Origin of the sequence: Candidatus Desulfatibia sp. (assembly GCF_036446775.1) — a bacterium.
GTDB lineage: Bacteria > Desulfobacterota > Desulfobacteria > Desulfobacterales > UBA11574 > Desulfatibia_A.
On sequence record NZ_JAZFTO010000133.1, the window covers coordinates 13,420 to 29,701 of the forward strand.

General features: G+C 46.6%; 16 protein-coding genes. 11 read left to right on the plus strand and 5 right to left on the minus strand.

Annotated elements, in window-relative coordinates; genetic code table 11:
• Positions 1–139 precede the first annotated feature (139 nt).
• From V3S16_RS06460 to V3S16_RS06510, 11 genes are all read left to right on the plus strand, one after another.
• On the plus strand, positions 140–931 hold the full coding sequence (locus V3S16_RS06460) for an enoyl-CoA hydratase/isomerase family protein (protein WP_413883851.1): 792 nt from the start codon (positions 140–142) through the stop codon (positions 929–931).
• Between the two features lie 276 nt (positions 932–1,207).
• Positions 1,208–2,509 carry a phenylacetate--CoA ligase family protein gene (locus tag V3S16_RS06465; RefSeq protein WP_413883852.1) on the plus strand — a complete coding sequence of 434 codons (1,302 nt, stop codon included), beginning with the start codon at positions 1,208–1,210 and terminating at the stop codon, positions 2,507–2,509.
• Positions 2,506–2,634: a hypothetical protein gene (locus tag V3S16_RS06470; RefSeq protein WP_413883853.1), complete on the plus strand. Its 129-nt coding sequence runs from the start codon at positions 2,506–2,508 to the stop codon at positions 2,632–2,634. The genes V3S16_RS06465 and V3S16_RS06470 overlap by 4 nt, the downstream gene beginning before the upstream one ends.
• A 112-nt stretch (positions 2,635–2,746) precedes the next feature.
• Complete coding sequence (locus tag V3S16_RS06475) at positions 2,747–3,178, plus strand: ACT domain-containing protein (RefSeq protein ID WP_413883854.1); 432 nt, start codon at positions 2,747–2,749, stop codon at positions 3,176–3,178.
• A gap of 300 nt (positions 3,179–3,478) precedes the next feature.
• Positions 3,479–4,744 (plus strand): ABC transporter substrate-binding protein, encoded by a 1,266-nt coding sequence (locus V3S16_RS06480; RefSeq protein WP_413883855.1) that lies wholly within the window; start codon positions 3,479–3,481, stop codon positions 4,742–4,744.
• A gap of 102 nt (positions 4,745–4,846) precedes the next feature.
• Positions 4,847–5,749, plus strand: a complete 903-nt coding sequence (locus V3S16_RS06485) for a branched-chain amino acid ABC transporter permease (protein ID WP_413883856.1) — start codon at positions 4,847–4,849, stop codon at positions 5,747–5,749.
• Between the two features lie 2 nt (positions 5,750–5,751).
• A complete protein-coding gene (locus V3S16_RS06490) occupies positions 5,752–6,708 on the plus strand; it encodes a branched-chain amino acid ABC transporter permease (protein WP_413883857.1) in 957 nt (318 codons plus the stop codon).
• A 297-nt stretch (positions 6,709–7,005) separates the two neighbouring features.
• Entirely contained in the window at positions 7,006–7,785 is a 780-nt protein-coding gene (locus tag V3S16_RS06495) for an ABC transporter ATP-binding protein (RefSeq protein ID WP_413883858.1), read from the plus strand.
• Between the two features lies 1 nt (position 7,786).
• Positions 7,787–8,500, plus strand: a complete 714-nt coding sequence (locus V3S16_RS06500) for an ABC transporter ATP-binding protein (protein WP_413883859.1) — start codon at positions 7,787–7,789, stop codon at positions 8,498–8,500.
• Between the two features lie 182 nt (positions 8,501–8,682).
• Complete coding sequence (locus V3S16_RS06505) at positions 8,683–8,940, plus strand: hypothetical protein (protein ID WP_413883860.1); 258 nt, start codon at positions 8,683–8,685, stop codon at positions 8,938–8,940.
• 72 nt (positions 8,941–9,012) lie between these two features.
• Positions 9,013–11,322 (plus strand): ATPase, T2SS/T4P/T4SS family, encoded by a 2,310-nt coding sequence (locus V3S16_RS06510; protein WP_413883861.1) that lies wholly within the window; start codon positions 9,013–9,015, stop codon positions 11,320–11,322.
• A 1-nt stretch (position 11,323) separates the two neighbouring features.
• Here the strand turns inward: V3S16_RS06510 and V3S16_RS06515 are convergent, their stop codons facing one another.
• From V3S16_RS06515 to V3S16_RS06535, 5 genes are all read right to left on the minus strand, one after another.
• Positions 11,324–13,165 (minus strand): M48 family metalloprotease, encoded by a 1,842-nt coding sequence (locus V3S16_RS06515; RefSeq protein WP_413883862.1) that lies wholly within the window; start codon positions 13,163–13,165, stop codon positions 11,324–11,326.
• Between the two features lie 149 nt (positions 13,166–13,314).
• A complete protein-coding gene (locus tag V3S16_RS06520; RefSeq protein ID WP_413883863.1) occupies positions 13,315–13,842 on the minus strand; it encodes an epoxyqueuosine reductase QueH in 528 nt (175 codons plus the stop codon).
• A complete protein-coding gene (locus tag V3S16_RS06525) occupies positions 13,839–14,522 on the minus strand; it encodes a YggS family pyridoxal phosphate-dependent enzyme (protein WP_413883864.1) in 684 nt (227 codons plus the stop codon). Before V3S16_RS06525 ends, V3S16_RS06520 begins: the two co-directional genes overlap by 4 nt.
• 113 nt (positions 14,523–14,635) lie before the next feature.
• Positions 14,636–15,286, minus strand: coding sequence for a Maf family protein (locus tag V3S16_RS06530; RefSeq protein ID WP_413883865.1), 651 nt, complete (start codon positions 15,284–15,286; stop codon positions 14,636–14,638).
• Positions 15,287–15,350: 64 nt separating this feature from the next.
• Positions 15,351–15,740 (minus strand): histidine kinase dimerization/phospho-acceptor domain-containing protein, encoded by a 390-nt coding sequence (locus V3S16_RS06535; RefSeq protein ID WP_413883866.1) that lies wholly within the window; start codon positions 15,738–15,740, stop codon positions 15,351–15,353.
• Positions 15,741–16,282 lie beyond the last annotated feature (542 nt).

Below are 16,282 nucleotides of genomic sequence, written 5' to 3' on the forward strand. Positions count from 1 at the left end.
AGTTCTCAATACGGGGATAAAACACGAAAAAGGGGGAGCACGAGATTTAATAATCTTTTTCGTGTTTTCGTATTTTCGTGCTTTCGTGATAAGAGCTTTTTATTTATCTTTTTCGGTTATACGGGTTAGGGGGTTAACTATGCAATACGAAAACATCATTTTGCAGGTCGAAGACGGCATTGCCACAATTACGTTCAACCGACCGAAAACCTTGAATGCACTTAATGGTGATCTTCTGAAAGAATTGTCACAAGCGTTGGATGAAATTGTTGCTGACGAGAACATCAGGGTTCTTATTTTTACCGGGGCCGGAGAGAAAGCATTTATGGCCGGGGCAGATATCACCGAACTTGCTGCCTTTAATGCCCTTGAAGCCAAACATTTTTCCGAGGCGGGGCACGCTTTACTTAACAAACTCCAGATGCTGCCGATACCGGTTATCGCTGCTGTAAACGGATTTGCCCTCGGCGGCGGCTGCGAAATAGCCCTGGCCTGTGATTTTATCTATGCTTCCGAAAATGCCATGTTGGGTCTACCGGAAATCAATCTGGGCTTTATTCCCGGGTTCGGCGGCACCCAGAGGCTTCCGAGATTAATCAACAAGAATTTGGCCAAAGAAATGATATTTACCGGTAAGATGATTCCAGCGATAGAAGCCCATACCATGGGGATGGTCAACAAAGTCTGTTCCCCGGAGCAGCTCATGGATGAAGTTATCCGGACCGCTCAAACCATGGCCTCAAAAGGGAGAGTCGCTCTACGGGCGGCCAAGCAGGCCGTTAACAACGGTATGAGCGTCGATCTTGCCACCGGGTGCAACCTTGAGACGGATGCCTTTGCTCTGTGTATGGCAAGCCCCGACGCCAAGGAAGGCACCTCCGCTTTCTTAGAAAAGCGCAAGCCTGATTTCAAGGGGAGTTTGCAGACCTAAATTTTTCTTGAAAAAATTAGCGCCATATGATTCAGAAGCAATAACACAACTGTAACAGTTCAGCCACTAAGGCACAAAGACACAAAAAAAGAGTATGGATTATAAAGCTTAATGATTCAGTTTTATTGGTTAAATTGGTTTGGTTGGTTAACAAATAAAACTAATTAAACCAATCGGACAATTTAAATTAGTATTATAATCTTAGAGGCTTGGTGTCTTGGTGACTGAACTATTACGACGGAGGCAATTTTAAAACGTTCAATAAGGAGTATCTGAATGATTCTCGACATAGGATTTGAGACCATGCCAAGAGAAGATTTAGAGGCCATCATCTTGCGCCGGCTCAAAGCAACCATTGAACGTGTCTATGCGAATGTACCCTTTTATCGCCGTAAACTTGAAGAAAACAGCATTACTCCCAAGGACATCCAATCCCTTGAAGATTTAAAACGAATTCCGTTCACAACCAAAGAGGATTTGCGCGATAATTATCCTTACGGAATGTTTGCCGTTCCCATGGACAACGTTGTTCGTATTCATGCTTCGTCCGGAACTACCGGTCAACCGACCGTCGTGGGTTATACGGCCAGAGATGTGAATACATGGGCTGAACTTATGGCGCGTTCACTTGCCGCCGGTGGAGCAACCCGCGAAGACATCATCCACAATGCATACGGCTACGGGCTCTTTACGGGAGGCCTGGGTGTCCACTATGGAGCAGAAAAACTGGGCGCTTCCGTTATTCCGGTTTCAGGCGGCAACACCAAAAGACAGATAGTTATAATGAAAGATTTCGGTCCTACAATATTAACGGCAACGCCTTCATATGCACTTCATCTGGCGGAAGTTGCCGATGAAATGGGAGTTTCTTTTAAAGATTTAAAATTTAAATTCGGCATATTCGGGGCCGAACCCTGGTCGGAAAACATGCGTGAAGATATCGAAAAGAAGCTGAATTTAACCGCCGTTGATATTTACGGTTTGAGTGAAGTGATCGGACCGGGTGTAGCCATCGAATGCTATGAAGCCAAAAAGGGCCTGCATATCTTTGAAGATCATTTTATACCCGAGATCATCGATCCGGATACCGAAGAAGTTCTTGATTACGGTGAGACGGGTGAGCTTGTCTTTACTTCCATAACCAAGGAAGCATTTCCTGTTATCCGCTACCGCACGCGTGACATAACTTCTTTAAATCCGGAGCCGTGTATCTGCGGCCGCACGCATATCCGCATGAACAGAGTCAGCGGCCGTACGGACGATATGCTCATTATTCGCGGTGTCAACGTGTTCCCATCACAGATTGAAAGCGTTCTGATGGAGATGGATGATGTTGAACCTCACTATCAGCTTTTGGTTGAGCGGGAGGGTAAACTGGATACTCTCACTGTTATGGTGGAAGTCGGAGAACAAACCTTTTCGGATGAAGTCAAGCATCTGCAGGATCTTGAGAGAAAAATTTCAAAGAACATAAAAGACTATCTTGGTGTTTCAGCCAAGGTGAAACTCGTGGAACCCAAGGGCATTGCCCGCAGAGAGGGTAAAGCCGTAAGGGTTATTGATAACCGCGAGATATGAATCTGGACGCTGGATACTGGATGCTGGGTACTGGATACTGGATGCTGGATACTGGATGCTGGATACTGGATACTGGATGCTGGATACTGGATACTGGATACTGGATACTGGATGCTGGATTGTAAAAACCAATTACGTTTACGTGATGAAATCCGTAAAAAGCCGATTGATACTTTTTAACATCAAGTATCCAGTATTAAGCAACCAGTAACCAGCAACAAGCAAAAGGAGGCAGCTATGCGAGCCATACAGATTTCAGTCTTTTTGGAAAACAAGGCGGGGCGTCTGGCTGAAGTTACAGGCATTCTTGCTGAAGCCGATGTGAATATCAGGGCCTTGGCCTTGGCTGATACATCCGATTTCGGTGTGCTGCGCCTGATCGTAAATGACAATCAAAAAGCCGTTACAGCGCTTAAAAACCGCGGATTTACCATAGGTGAGACCGATGTGGTCGCCGTAGAAGTGGAAGACAGGCCCGGCGGGCTGCATCGCATACTGGATATTTTACACCAGGCTGGCATTAATGTGGAGTATATGTATGCGTTTGTCACGCAAAGCGGCAGCAATGCGGTCATGATCTTCAGATTCGATAATATTGATGAGGCTGTAAACATACTCCAAGAAAACAACTTAACGGTGATTAACGGAAACAAAGTTTACACCCTGTAATGCGGGTGAGACTGTTTGCCCGAATATTTTATGAAGAATTTCGAGGAAAGTTAGACTATTCATTAATTGATGACCTTGGACGAATCAAGCTCATGAAATATCCGGGCTGGAACAGGCTGAAACAGGAAGATCTCCGGTTTTCAGCCTAGGCTTCAAATGAGATCCATTTGGCCCTGATTTCCGTTTTCAGATTTTAGGCATACCAGGTAGATTATTTCTTTTGAGCGGCCTGGAGTAGCACTCACAGTGGAGCAAATTTTGAGTTTCATAAATGGTGCAGTTAAAAAAGGAGGAAAACAGATGAGGTTAAAAAGAGTTGCTATTTTCACAACAGTTTGTCTGTTCAGTTTAGGGTTACTGATTTCATGTGGAGAAAAACCTGCTGATCTCAGCGGGAAAGTAACTGAACTGAATAAAGAAATCGATGGACTTAACCAAAAAATTGCTGAGCTTACCGAAAAACCAGCTAAACTCGCAGGAACCTTTAAAATTGGTGCTGTGTTTTCCGTAACAGGGCGCACATCATTTCTGGGTGACCCTGAGAAGAAGACGGCTCTGATGGTTGCTGAGCAGATTAATGCAGCCGGCGGCATTAACGGCAAAAAATTAGAGCTTATTGTATATGACAGTGAAGGGGATGCAACCAAGGCCAACCTGGCCGTCAAAAAACTGATTATCCAAGATAAAGTCAGTATAGTGATCGGTCCTTCGCTGAGTGGAACATCCATGGCGGTTGTGCCGCTAGCAGCAAAATACGAGACGCCGCTAATTTCCTGCGCCGCCAGTTATAAAATTACTTGGGATGCAGAGAAGGGTACCGCGCGTAAATGGGTCTTTAAAACACCCCAGACGGATACAATGGCAGTAGAGGCCATTTATTCCACTTTAAAGAAAAAAGGCATTAGTAAGATTGCCATTATGAGCGTTACCTCGGGATTTGGCGCCAGCGGACGTGGAGAACTCATCAGGCTTGCTCCCACGTATGGGATGACCATTGTAGCCGATGAGAAATACGGCCCCAAGGATACGGATATGACAGCCCAGTTAACCAAGATCAAAGGAATCAGACCTCAGACCATTATTAACTGGTCGGTCGGCCCTACCCAGGTGACAGTGCTTCGTAACTGGAGAGATCTGGGAATGGCTAGCATTCCTTTCTATCAGAGCCACGGTTTTGGCAGTCGCAAGAATATCGAGCTGGCAGCCGGGGCTGCCGAAGGTGTTTACGCACCGTTGGGAGCTGTTAATATTGCCGAACTGTTGACGCCTTATGATTCCCAGTATAACGTGACGATGAAATACATGCAAGACTACAAGGCCAAGTATAATGAGCCCTTGTCCTCCTTTGGCGGACATGCCTGGGATGCCCTGCATATGGCCGTACAAGCCCTTGCGGCTGTCGGCGATGACAAGGCCAAGATACGGGACTATCTTGAAAATAATATCAATGGTTTTGTGGGCCAGCATGGAGTCTTTTTCTTCTCGCCGGACGACCATATAGGCCTGGACAAAGCTGCATTTCAAATGGTTGTGGTCAGAGATGGTGACTGGGCTCTGGCTGATTAAAACTATCATATGTACGCTAAGGCATGTAGTTTAAGCTTTATGTTGCTGAAGAGGGTGGTGTTTTCACACCACCCTCACTTTTTCTTATAACCGGAATATTAAATGGAAACGATTACGCCGGCCGGCCAGCTTTTTCAATATTTGATCACCGGCATCACCGTGGGCAGTATTTACGCCATGGTGGCCGTCGGTTTTAATATCATCTACAATGTGACCGAGATCATCAACTTTGCCCAGGGCGAGTTTGTGATGCTGGGGGGGTTGATTATGGTCTTGCTGCATGTTGGTATGGGACTACCCCTTGCGGCGGCTTTTCCGGCGACGATTATCCTGGTTACCCTGGTGGGAATGCTCGTGGACCGGCTGGCCATCAGCCCCATCCGCCAACCCACGGTCTTAAGCCTGATTATCGCAACGATTGCGGCTTCCATCCTGCTCAAGGGCGCGGCCATGTTTATTTGGGGCAAGGACCCGTATGACCTCCCTGCCTTTTCCGGCCGCAATCCCATCATTTTTCTGGGGGCTGTTATCCAACCCCAGTATCTGTGGGTCATCGGCTTTTTGATCCTTATTGTTATCGTCCTGACGCTATTTTTTGAAAAAACTATTCTTGGAAAAGCCATGAGTGCCTGCGCCGACAATCCCGATGCGGCCCGTCTGGTGGGTATCAATGTCAAGCAAATGATTCTGCTCTCTTTTGCTCTTTCGGCCGCCATCGGAGCTGTAGCAGGTATCGTCGTTACTCCCATATCCCTAATGGAGTACGACCGCGGGGCTATGCTGGCTATAAAAGGGTTCGGAGCTGCTGTTTTGGGTGGCCTGGGGAGTTTCCCGGGCGCTGTTATCGGCGGATTGATTCTGGGGGCCATTGAATCTTTCGGGGCTGGTCTTATCTCTTCCGGATACAAGGATGCTTTCGCATTAATCGTGCTTCTGGTGGTCTTGTTTTTCAGGCCCAGCGGTATTCTGGGAGATATAGAGATAAGCAGGATCAAAAGGTTTTAAACATGGTACGAATCGGCAAGCTTCCCATCGCCGCCTTTGCTTTCTTAATTGTCATCTTTCCATGGGTTGCACGCCAAATTCCCGGCATAGGACACTACACCGATATCATGGTATTTGCCGGAATTTACAGCCTGATTACCATCGGCCTCAGCCTTTTGATGGGCTATGCCGGTCAAATATCGATCGGGCATGCAGCCTTTTACGGTATCGGGGCCTATGTTTCCGGGATTCTGACCGCCCGGTACGGCTTGAATCCCTGGGTGTGCATGTTGGCCGGCATATCGGTTGCCGCTGCTGTTGCTTTTCTGGTGGGCGCTCCCTCCCTAAAACTCAAAGGCCACTATCTTGCCATGGCAACGCTGGCTTTCGGGATCATCGTTTATATTGTCTTCAATGAAGAAATTGAGTGGACCGGTGGGCCCGACGGCATGAGCGGCATTCCGGGATTAAGCATCTTTGGATTTGACCTTGATTCTGCTGAAAAATACTTTTACCTTGTCTGGGGTTTTGTTTTTGCTGCATTTATCTTTTCCGTTAATATAATCCAGTCCGGTGTGGGACGAGCCTTAAGAGCGATTCATTCCAGTGAGGCGGCCGCCAGTGCCATGGGAGTTAATGTCTCCGGCTACAAAATACTGGTCTTTGTTTACTCGGCCGTTTTGGCAGCATTGGCCGGCAGTCTTTATGCCCATTACCTTAACTTTATCAATCCAGCTACATTTGACCTTTTCTTTTCCATTAAGCTTTTAATCATGATCGCTCTGGGCGGGATGCATAACATCTGGGGCGCCATCATCGGGGCCGGGATCATCACCTTTTTGAATTATGAGTGGCTGCATTATTTTGAAGAGTTTGACGTAATTGTCTATGGTGCCATTCTGCTCGTGGTTGTAATTTTTTTGCCGGAGGGACTGGCGGGTATACCTGTTATGCTGAAAAAACGGCTCGGGAAACATTAGTTCAGACCTCGTCATTCATTAGACAAAAATGACCGTAGACCTTTATATACTGCGGAATTGCACAAAAATTGGACATCCGGTCGGTCTGGGTTTGGAGGTTCAGGGTTCAGCGTTCAGGGTTAAGCGCTTCGCGCTTTTTTCCTTAACCATTGATTCCATAAGGGTAATACAACGAGGCGGCCTACCTCTGAACCTTTGAACGTTGAACCTTTGAACCCAACTTTTTGATTAGAGATGGAGCGTTTTGTCCAAAAATTCACCGCATCATCCATCATTATTTACTAGATCTGTAGTTGCATGAATGATATTGGAAGTGAAAATATTCTGGAAGTGGACAAGGTGGTCATGGCCTTTGGCGGGTTGATGGCACTCTTTAAACCCGATTTTTCGGTGAAAAGGGGCATCATCAAGGCCATTATAGGCCCTAACGGAGCCGGTAAAACCACGCTGTTCAACGTCATTACGGGCTTTTTTTCTCCAACCGAGGGGACGGTCAGATTTAAGGGGCAACCCATCAGCCGCCTTAAAACTCACGAGATTGCAGACAGAGGTATTTCCAGAACTTTTCAAACGATTGAGCTGTTTGGTAATATGTCGGTTCTTGAAAACGTTATGCTGGGCTGCCATACCCGGGTGCGGGCATCTTTTATGGCTGCGGGATTTTGCTTGCCGGGGGCCAGGCGAAAAGAAAAAAAGATTCAGGAAAGAGCCATGAAAATTTTGAGGTTCATCGGCCTGGCCGATAAGTGTAATGATCCGGCTGACAGCCTGCCGCTGGGTGAGCAGAAGATCCTGGAGATCGGGCGGGCGCTGGCCAGTGAACCGGAACTGGTCTGCCTGGACGAGCCCACAGCCGGGCTCAACGAGACTGAAACTCACGTGGCATCTTCTCTGATCAAGGCTATTAATGCCAAAGGGGTAACGGTTTTACTGGTGGAACATGATATGAAGGTGGTCATGAATGTCTCGGATGAGATCGTGGTGCTGAATTACGGCCAGAAAATTGCCGAAGGACCGCCGGAAGAGGTCCGCAATAATCCCAAAGTCATTGAGGCCTATTTAGGCGGAGGAACCTAATATGCTTAGCATCGAGGGGCTCAGGACCTTTTACGGGAGTATTAGGGTTCTTAAAGGTGTTTCGATTCAGATACCTGAAGGAAAAGTAGTCTCCATCATCGGCGCCAACGGCGCCGGCAAATCGACCTTGCTTAAAACCATCTCCGGCCTTGTTAAAGCACAGGAAGGCCGTATTATTTACAAAGGGAAGGATATTGCCGGCATGCCGGCCGACCGGATCGTGGGTCTGGGGATCTCCCAGGTACCGGAAGGCAGACAACTATTTGCCCATCTGACGGTTTTGGATAATATCCGCCTGGGAGCTTATCACTACTTTAAACGCAGCAACCGCGATGAGATCAATGAGAGAATCAAGCATATTTATCAGATATTTCCCATCTTGGAAAAACGTTCCAAACAGATTGCCGGCACGCTTTCCGGCGGTGAGCAGCAGATGTTGGCCATTGCCCGTGCCCTGATGGGCCGGCCTGAACTGCTTCTGCTGGACGAGCCCTCCATGGGCATTGCCCCCTTGATCGTACGTGAAATTTTTAATGTAATTAATACTCTGAACGAATCCGGCACCACGATACTGCTGGTGGAACAGAATGCCAGGGCCGCCCTCAAAGTGGCTAACTACTGCTACGTACTTGAGAGGGGCGAGGTCGTCCTCGAGGGTTTGGCCGCAGAGATTCTGGACAACCCCAAGGTCAAGGAGGCTTATCTGGGAGGATAAAATCGCCCTTCAAGAAAACAACAGGACCTCCGTAATTCAGTCATTTGTGAGAAGTGATAAGCCAGAAAAAACTGATTACTGATAACCGATAACTGATCACTGACATTTATTCTTGCTTATCAGGTTATGATTTGACAAAAAAAGGTTAATTGACTATATTTGTCTGGTGCTGATTGCAAATAATGAACTCCGAAAAATCAGAAAATAATCAGGGGCTTTCAAAGGATAAAAACAAGACGGTTATTCAATTGATCTGGGGTATTGCACTTGTTTTGGCAGGAATTGGAGTCTTTTTCAGGATACCCCAGGTAATGCCTAAGATTGCAAAAATCGAACAGTTTTCCGGGGTTATGTTTTTCATACGCTTTTGTTTCTACTTGATAGGTATTCTGCTGATCGGGGGCGGATCGAAAAAAATTTATAGTAATTACAGCAAGTAAAGCGGCAACGGGTCAAGCTTTAAAGCTTGACGGTCTTTTAACAGCAAAATCAATAAAGCGCAGGTAATTAAAATGCTACAGGATGCTAAAGCTCTCAATAACAAAGCAGCAGATGAGCAGCAGCTTAAATCCGAGGTAGAGTACCGCAAAAATCTTCAAGAGATCTGCAACAAGATATATGCTGCTCCAAATCTGGATGGGATTCTGGTTGATCTCAAGGACGAAATCACCGGTCTTTTTGAGTGTGACAGACTTACCGTTTATGTTGTCGACGGAAAAAAGCGGGAGCTTGTCTCTAGATTTAAATCCGGTGACGAGGTAGCCGAGATCCGCATCCCCGTGTCAAACAGCAGTATTTCAGGATGCAGTGCTTTCAAGCTGAAGCTCATCAACATTAAAGACGTTTATGACGATAAGGAAGTGGCGTCCATTGATCCTGATCTTAAATTTGATAAAAGCTGGGATCAAAAAACCGGTTATGTCACCAAACAGGTTTTGGTTGTTCCGATCATCTTTAAAAAGTTCCTGCTGGGTGCTATCCAGCTTATCAACCGCACCGACGGCAGTGCCTTTACAAAGCTTGACGGGGAATCGGTTACCGAACTGGCCAAGATACTGGGGATCGCGCTGTATAACCAGAAGCGTATGGCAAAAGCCCGGCCCACCAAGTTCGATTATTTGCTGGAAAATAATATTCTGACCCAGAAAGAGATCGATAAGGCCATAGCCGATGCGCGCCAGCGTAAAGAACCCATCGAAAAGGTCCTACTGAGCGAACTTAAGATTTCGAAAAAGGATATCGGCCAATCTTTGAGTAAATTTTATAAGGTCCCGTTTGTGGAGTTTAATAAAAATGCATCGATTCCCGGTGACCTGCTGGCCGGTCTGAAAATACCTTTCATGCGCAAAAATACCTGGGTCCCGTTGAAGGTCGAGGAGGACAAACCTGTTATCGCCATTGACAACCCCCACGATTTGCAGAGGATCGACTCAATCAAGGCGCTCTTTGCAGGCAAACGACTGGTCTTCAATGTGTGCTTGAAAGAGGATGTCCTTGAATACATCGGGCTCTTTACCACGGATGAAAAAGAGATGGCTTCCATGGATGAGATTATGGCCCAGCTGGCCGCCGACGAAGATGAGATCGAAGAGGCCGAATCCTCTCTGGGCGAGGAAGACAGCGCCGTGGTTCAGCTGGTCAACAAAGTCATCATCGATGCCTATAACCGCGGCGTTTCCGACATCCACATCGAACCCTATCCCGGCAAAGAGAACACTATGGTGCGCATCCGGATCGACGGCGCCTGCCAGGTATACCAGACGCTGCCCTATCAATACCGCAATGCCATTGTATCGCGTCTTAAGATCATGGCCGAGCTGGACATTGCCGAACGCCGCAAGCCCCAGGACGGCAAAATCAAGTTTAAAAAATACGGCGGCCTGGACATTGAACTCCGGGTGGCAACGGTTCCGACGCAAGGAGGCCTGGAGGATGTGGTCATGCGCATCCTGGCGGCCGGTGAACCGATTCCGCTGGACAAGCTCGGTTTGGCAGGTACAAACTACGATAATTTTGTCAGTGCCATTACCAAGCCGTATGGTATCATCTTCGTGTGCGGCCCAACGGGTTCGGGAAAAACAACCTCCCTGCATTCGGCCCTGGGATATATCAATAAGACCGAAACCAAAATCTGGACCGCCGAAGACCCCGTGGAAATCACCCAGAAAGGTCTGCGCCAGGTGCAGGTCCAGCCCAAGATCGGATTTGATTTTGCCGCTGCCATGCGGGCCTTTTTGCGGGCGGACCCCGACGTGATTATGGTCGGTGAGATGCGTGACAAGGAAACCACCTCCATCGGTATCGAGGCCTCCTTAACCGGGCACCTTGTTTTTTCCACCCTGCATACCAACAGCGCCCCTGAAAGCATCACCCGTCTGCTCGATATGGGCATGGACCCCTTCAATTTTTCGGATGCCATTCTGGCTATCCTGGCCCAGCGTTTGGCCCGGACACTATGTAAGAACTGCAAGGAACCCTTTCACCCGACCCAAAAAGAGCATGATGAGCTGATCCGGGAATTCGGCGGCGCTGAAAAGTGGGAAAAATTCCTTAATATTCCTTACACCGACGATCTGAAATTCAATAAGCCGGTGGGCTGTGACAAGTGCAACAGCAGCGGGTATGCCGGTCGGTGCGGCATACACGAGCTTTTAATGGGAACCGATGACCAGAAAAAGCTGATCCAGGTCTCCAGGCCGATGGAGGAAATAAAGGCTCAGGCCTTAAAAGACGGCATGTCGACCCTTAAACAGGACGGCATTAGAAAAATTTTTGGCGGTAACCTTGATCTTGTTAATGTCAGGAAGGTCTGTATCGAGTAACTTATGCGGTTTTGCGGGTTTTGCGGGTGGCGGCCATAAATTTTTTCAGCTGTTTCTGATAATAGGAACGGTTGGTTTTGGCCAGGTCAAGGGCCTGCATTTCGACTGCGACCGCGGCTTCATAATTTGCGTTAACATAGTAGCTTTCAGCAAGCGTATCCAATATATGCGGAGCTTTTTCAAGCTCCGCTGCTTTTTTGGCCAGGTTGAGGGCGCGCTGGGGGTCACGGAAGCTTTCATCATCACAGGTGGCCAGCAGCCATGCCAGGTTGTTCAAAGCCTTGGGGTTATGCGGCTCAAGCATGATTGATTGCTCATAGGCCTCAATGGTTTGAGCATATTTTTGTTTGCTGTAAAACATATCTCCCAGGATGCTGTAAAGATCTGCATTGTCAGGGGTCTTTTCAAGCTCTCTTTGTATAACCGTTTCAAAAAAATGCTGGTTCAACCGCTGGCCGGCTTCGCTGTAATTAAGGTGATATCCCACAGCGCCGATTAAAAGTATTGCCGCCAGATAAACGGCCATGCTTTTTTTTATTTTCCGGTCATGGCGGCCTATCCAGGCTTTATCGGTTTCACACTGTTTAAGATAATCTATACGTTTTTTGATGCTGAAGTGATGCCAGTTGGGTCTGTCGGGCGGCTGTCCGCTGGTTAGTGCTATTTTTTCAAGAGTTGAGATCAGCGGTTTGGCGCTGTCGAAAAGGGTATAAACGTAGGTGTCGGCCTGGCGCTCGAAGTTTCGCATAAAATATCCGAAAATAAAGCGAAAATAGACCAGAAAGATCACTATAATAACAAGGCTGAAGATTGACGAGGTCATGGTGGTCTGATTCAGACCAAGGCGGCCGACAAACCGGTATAGCGGTTCGGCGTAAAGAATCCCATAGATTATAAGGTCAAAGGTGGCATAGGAAACCAGCATGTAGCCCACAAAAAATACCAGATAAAACAGCAGATGCTTTTTTTTGATGTGTCCGATTTCGTGGGCGATGACGGCATCAATTTCATCGGGTTCCAGAAAACGGATAAAGGCACCGGTAACAAGGATATATCGGAATTTTTTGATAAGGCCCATTACACCGGCCGTAATCATGCGTCCGCCGAAAATGGGCCAGTAAAGAATGTTGTCATATTCCATACCTGCCCGGCGACACACGTTTTCGATCCGTGTCCGAACATGGCCGGCCTCAAGAGGTTTGCATCTCCAGAATTTCTGGATCATCAGCGGGCCTATTATGGCAACTGCAACAAGGAAAACAAGAAAATAGAGCACCTGGCCCTCGGTGGTTGCCAGCATTTGTTTAGGCAGCTGAAATGGCAGGACATTGATGATGTCGGCAATTCCGGAAAGCAGCAGCCAGGGTAGAAGCACAGGAACGGAAAATGAAATGTTGGACAGAATGTAAGACTCTCTTGGCAATCCGGTGGTATAAAGGACCTTATAAGGACTATGTGCAAAGGCCCATACAATTGCCAGGTAGAACACAAAAAGTCCTAAAAAGAGAAGCGCCTGCAAAGTAGGAATAATGGACAAAAAGGGTATGTTTGAAACAAATGATACCAGGTTCAGGCCATATATATCCAGAGAAAAAAGCACGATAGCCATCACTGACTGTCGGGTCAAGGCGGCCTGGAATTTATGATCGAGCTTGGCAAAGCTTTCCTTTGAGATCTGTTTTTCAATTCGTTGAAACTGAACTCGGGTAATTCCGGCAAAAACTATAATTAGGAGAATAAATAGGAAAAAAGTCTCTATAGCCGTGAAATTCGTATCTTCGGAAGGCTGGTAAGTACTGTAGATCAGAAGCACTATGATGAAATATATAAAATTGCCAAACATTTGATTTTGCTCCTAACACTGAAAATTGGAACACGTAAATTACAGGCTTAACGGTTAAATATAAGTTGCGTGTTGTGAGTTGCAGGTTAGGCGTTTAGAGCTTAAAAAATTTCAACTCGAAATTCGTAACCCGCAACTCGCAACGGGTTTTATTTATAATACCTTTCTTTTTCGCTGTAAATGCAGCCGCAGTACTGCTGGCGATACAACCCCAAACGTTTTGACGTATCAACGCCCTCGGTCCAACCTTCTCGGAAATCACGATAAAAAAATTGAACCCCGACTGATTTGCCGACGGCTTCACCGATCGACCTGATTTCATCATGTTTCTGAAATTTGCTGTACAGCAGGGTAGTCGAAAAATAATCATACTTACCGCGTTTGGCCATCAGGGCCGTTGCTTTAAGGCGCGCATGGCAACAAATTGAGCAGCGTTGGGATTCCCTGAAGACTATTTTCTGAATAAAACCTTCCAGGTCATAGCCTTCCTGGTAGATGACGCGCAGGTTGATCTTATCGGCATAAAATTCCAGCGCTTCCTGCCGCCTGAGGCACTCTGTAAAGGGATGGATGTTATGCCGGTAATAAAAGCCCATGATCTCCAGATTGTCCATCTGAAGAATCTTAACGGGGTATATGGCGCACGGTGCGCAGCAGATATGCAGTAAGATTTTCATTTTCTGACTCCAAAAATCGCGGTTCCAATACGTACTAAAGTTGCGCCTTCTTGGATGGCGGCTTCAAAATCACCGGTCATGCCCATGGAAAGTTCATTCAAGGTCACATGCGCTAAACACTGCTGTTTGAGACGATCTCTCAGTTCACGCAGGGCCGCAAAAAAGGGGCGAACCTTTTCAGGATTATTAAAAAAGGGCGGCATGGTCATAAGTCCTTTGAGCGCAAGATTTTCAAGATCACTGACATCCTGAAGCAATTTTTCCGTATCTTGGGCCAATGCACCTGATTTTGCAGGCTCTTCCCCAATATTCACCTGTATAAGTATCTCCTGAATTTTATTAATTTTCTGGGCCTGTTTGTTCAATTCACGCGCCAGTTTGAGCGAATCGACGCTATGAATTAAATCAAAGAGCCTGACAGCGTATTTGGCTTTGTTGGACTGCAGGTGCCCGATAAAATGCCACGACACCGGATAAGCCGAAAGATCGTTTATCTTTGTCCGGGCTTCCTGAACATAATTTTCGCCAAGGATGGTCACGCCGGCTTCGATCGCTTCCCGAACACGATTGGTCCCCATGGTTTTACTGACCGCAATCAGACGGACGGATTCAGGATTACGACCGCACGCTTTAGCGGCTTCTTCAATACGATTTTTTACGGCTTGCAATCTTGTTTTCAAACCTTGATAATTCCCCAGTTTCTAAAACCCTTCACTGCTTTAAATGAAACCCGGATTTCTCGTGAGTCAGAGCGGTGCAGGAACAAGGCATTTCAGCCCGAAGACGTAGCACTTTACTTCGAGGGATGAATAACACAGTTCCTGCGCTGCTCTGGCTTGTGAGAACTTCGGGTTAATCCTATGACGCCCTCCTTGAGCAGGAAATCTATGACTTCGCAAACCGGAAGTCCAACGACATTTGTGTAAGAACCATTGATGCTTTTTACCAAGAAGGTGCCGAGGCCCTGAATGGCGTAAGCGCCGGCTTTATCAAAAGGTTCTTTGGTCCGAATGTACCATTCGATTTCCTCATCGGTCAGGTTTTTGAAAAGGACATCGGTTTTGATTGTTTCTGAAAAACTGCGACTTTTAGCATTGCAGCATATGGCATAGCCGGTCAGAACCCGGTGGGTCTGTCCGCTAAGACGCTTTATCATGGCGCGAGCCTCTGTCTGTGACCTGGGTTTGCCTAGAATTGTGCCTTCTTGCAGGACGATGGTGTCTGCTCCGATGACCCATTTATCAGGATATTTTACGGCTACGTCATTGGCTTTGGCCTCGGACAAAAGTCTTACATAGGTTTCAGGAGATGAGACCGTAACAGACGTTTCATCGATGCTGCTGGGGATTACACGAAAAGAAAGGCCTGCTTGCTGCAATAGATACCGGCGCCGTGGAGATTTGGAGGCAAGGATTATTATCGAATCATCATATGCATTTATCATGAACGATAATTATCAAATGAAATAAGGTTTGACAAGCAGCAAGCGATAAATTGCAGGATTTGGTTTAACTCCCGGTTTCTGAAATTAATTTGCTAAGCTTATCCACCGGCAAATCTTTTGAAGCATTATCAATGCCGATTATTTTTCCTTTAAAACGATCTGTGCTTTCATATCTGGCGATGCTCATAAGCTTTCTGCTTATCTGTGCCATCTTATCAACTTGCAGCCTTATTTTATGCATCCGTTCATAAAAGGGATTACCTTCGTCAAGATCCATGATAATCAAATCGGAGTATCCTGAAATACTTTGCAAGGGCTGATTTAATTCATGGCATAAAACTCCGGCCTTGTGCAGCAATTTCTTTAGGCGCTCTTCATTACGAGCTTCTTTTTGCTGCTTTAAGACATTCATTTTTTCTGTTTCGGTCATGGATTTCCTTGTTTCCGGTTTCATTAACTTTTTTTTGATATTTATTTTGTCCTGAAAAACCTGGTCCTCTGGGCCAGGTCAGAGATATCCGGCTCTACCGAAAACCTTAAAAGTGCCTATGTCTGGTTAGCCGGTTAACCGGTTAGCCCGTTGTCCAGTATTAAATTACGGGCTAACGGGCATAACGGGCTAACGGGCACAACCTTTTTTAACTTGCAGGAGAGCAGCCCCTTGCAGGGGCAAATCGAAGCCTAGCCCTCTGGGTCAGAATTCTTTATTTTAAATGCACTTATTGTGCCAAAAGTCTGGAGGTCATCAGCTATAATTAATTACAAGCAGTTATGCTGTTTTAGCGGCGCTTAAAAAAATGCTGCGACAAGAATTTATTGCCAGAAGCTTGACGGCCCGTCAGATAAATGACGGAAACCCCTTTTTTATTAAAAACAACTTGACGAAATAATTAGTTGTGCTAATAAACAGTGGCTGAGTTAAAGTAGATAGCAAAAAGTTTAGCTCAAATAAAGTTTTGCACAACGGCGTGCGAAATAATCTTAAAGACATAGGCG

Coding starts and splice junctions, on each gene's coding strand:
- V3S16_RS06460 (WP_413883851.1), top strand. CDS start 140: ATGCAATACGAAAACATCATTTTGCAGGTCGAAGACGGCATTGCCACA.
- V3S16_RS06465 (WP_413883852.1), top strand. CDS start 1,208: ATGATTCTCGACATAGGATTTGAGACCATGCCAAGAGAAGATTTAGAG.
- V3S16_RS06470 (WP_413883853.1), top strand. CDS start 2,506: ATGAATCTGGACGCTGGATACTGGATGCTGGGTACTGGATACTGGATG.
- V3S16_RS06475 (WP_413883854.1), top strand. CDS start 2,747: ATGCGAGCCATACAGATTTCAGTCTTTTTGGAAAACAAGGCGGGGCGT.
- V3S16_RS06480 (WP_413883855.1), top strand. CDS start 3,479: ATGAGGTTAAAAAGAGTTGCTATTTTCACAACAGTTTGTCTGTTCAGT.
- V3S16_RS06485 (WP_413883856.1), top strand. CDS start 4,847: ATGGAAACGATTACGCCGGCCGGCCAGCTTTTTCAATATTTGATCACC.
- V3S16_RS06490 (WP_413883857.1), top strand. CDS start 5,752: ATGGTACGAATCGGCAAGCTTCCCATCGCCGCCTTTGCTTTCTTAATT.
- V3S16_RS06495 (WP_413883858.1), top strand. CDS start 7,006: ATGAATGATATTGGAAGTGAAAATATTCTGGAAGTGGACAAGGTGGTC.
- V3S16_RS06500 (WP_413883859.1), top strand. CDS start 7,787: ATGCTTAGCATCGAGGGGCTCAGGACCTTTTACGGGAGTATTAGGGTT.
- V3S16_RS06505 (WP_413883860.1), top strand. CDS start 8,683: ATGAACTCCGAAAAATCAGAAAATAATCAGGGGCTTTCAAAGGATAAA.
- V3S16_RS06510 (WP_413883861.1), top strand. CDS start 9,013: ATGCTACAGGATGCTAAAGCTCTCAATAACAAAGCAGCAGATGAGCAG.
- V3S16_RS06515 (WP_413883862.1), bottom strand. CDS start 13,165: ATGTTTGGCAATTTTATATATTTCATCATAGTGCTTCTGATCTACAGT.
- V3S16_RS06520 (WP_413883863.1), bottom strand. CDS start 13,842: ATGAAAATCTTACTGCATATCTGCTGCGCACCGTGCGCCATATACCCC.
- V3S16_RS06530 (WP_413883865.1), bottom strand. CDS start 15,286: ATGATAAATGCATATGATGATTCGATAATAATCCTTGCCTCCAAATCT.
- V3S16_RS06535 (WP_413883866.1), bottom strand. CDS start 15,740: ATGAAACCGGAAACAAGGAAATCCATGACCGAAACAGAAAAAATGAAT.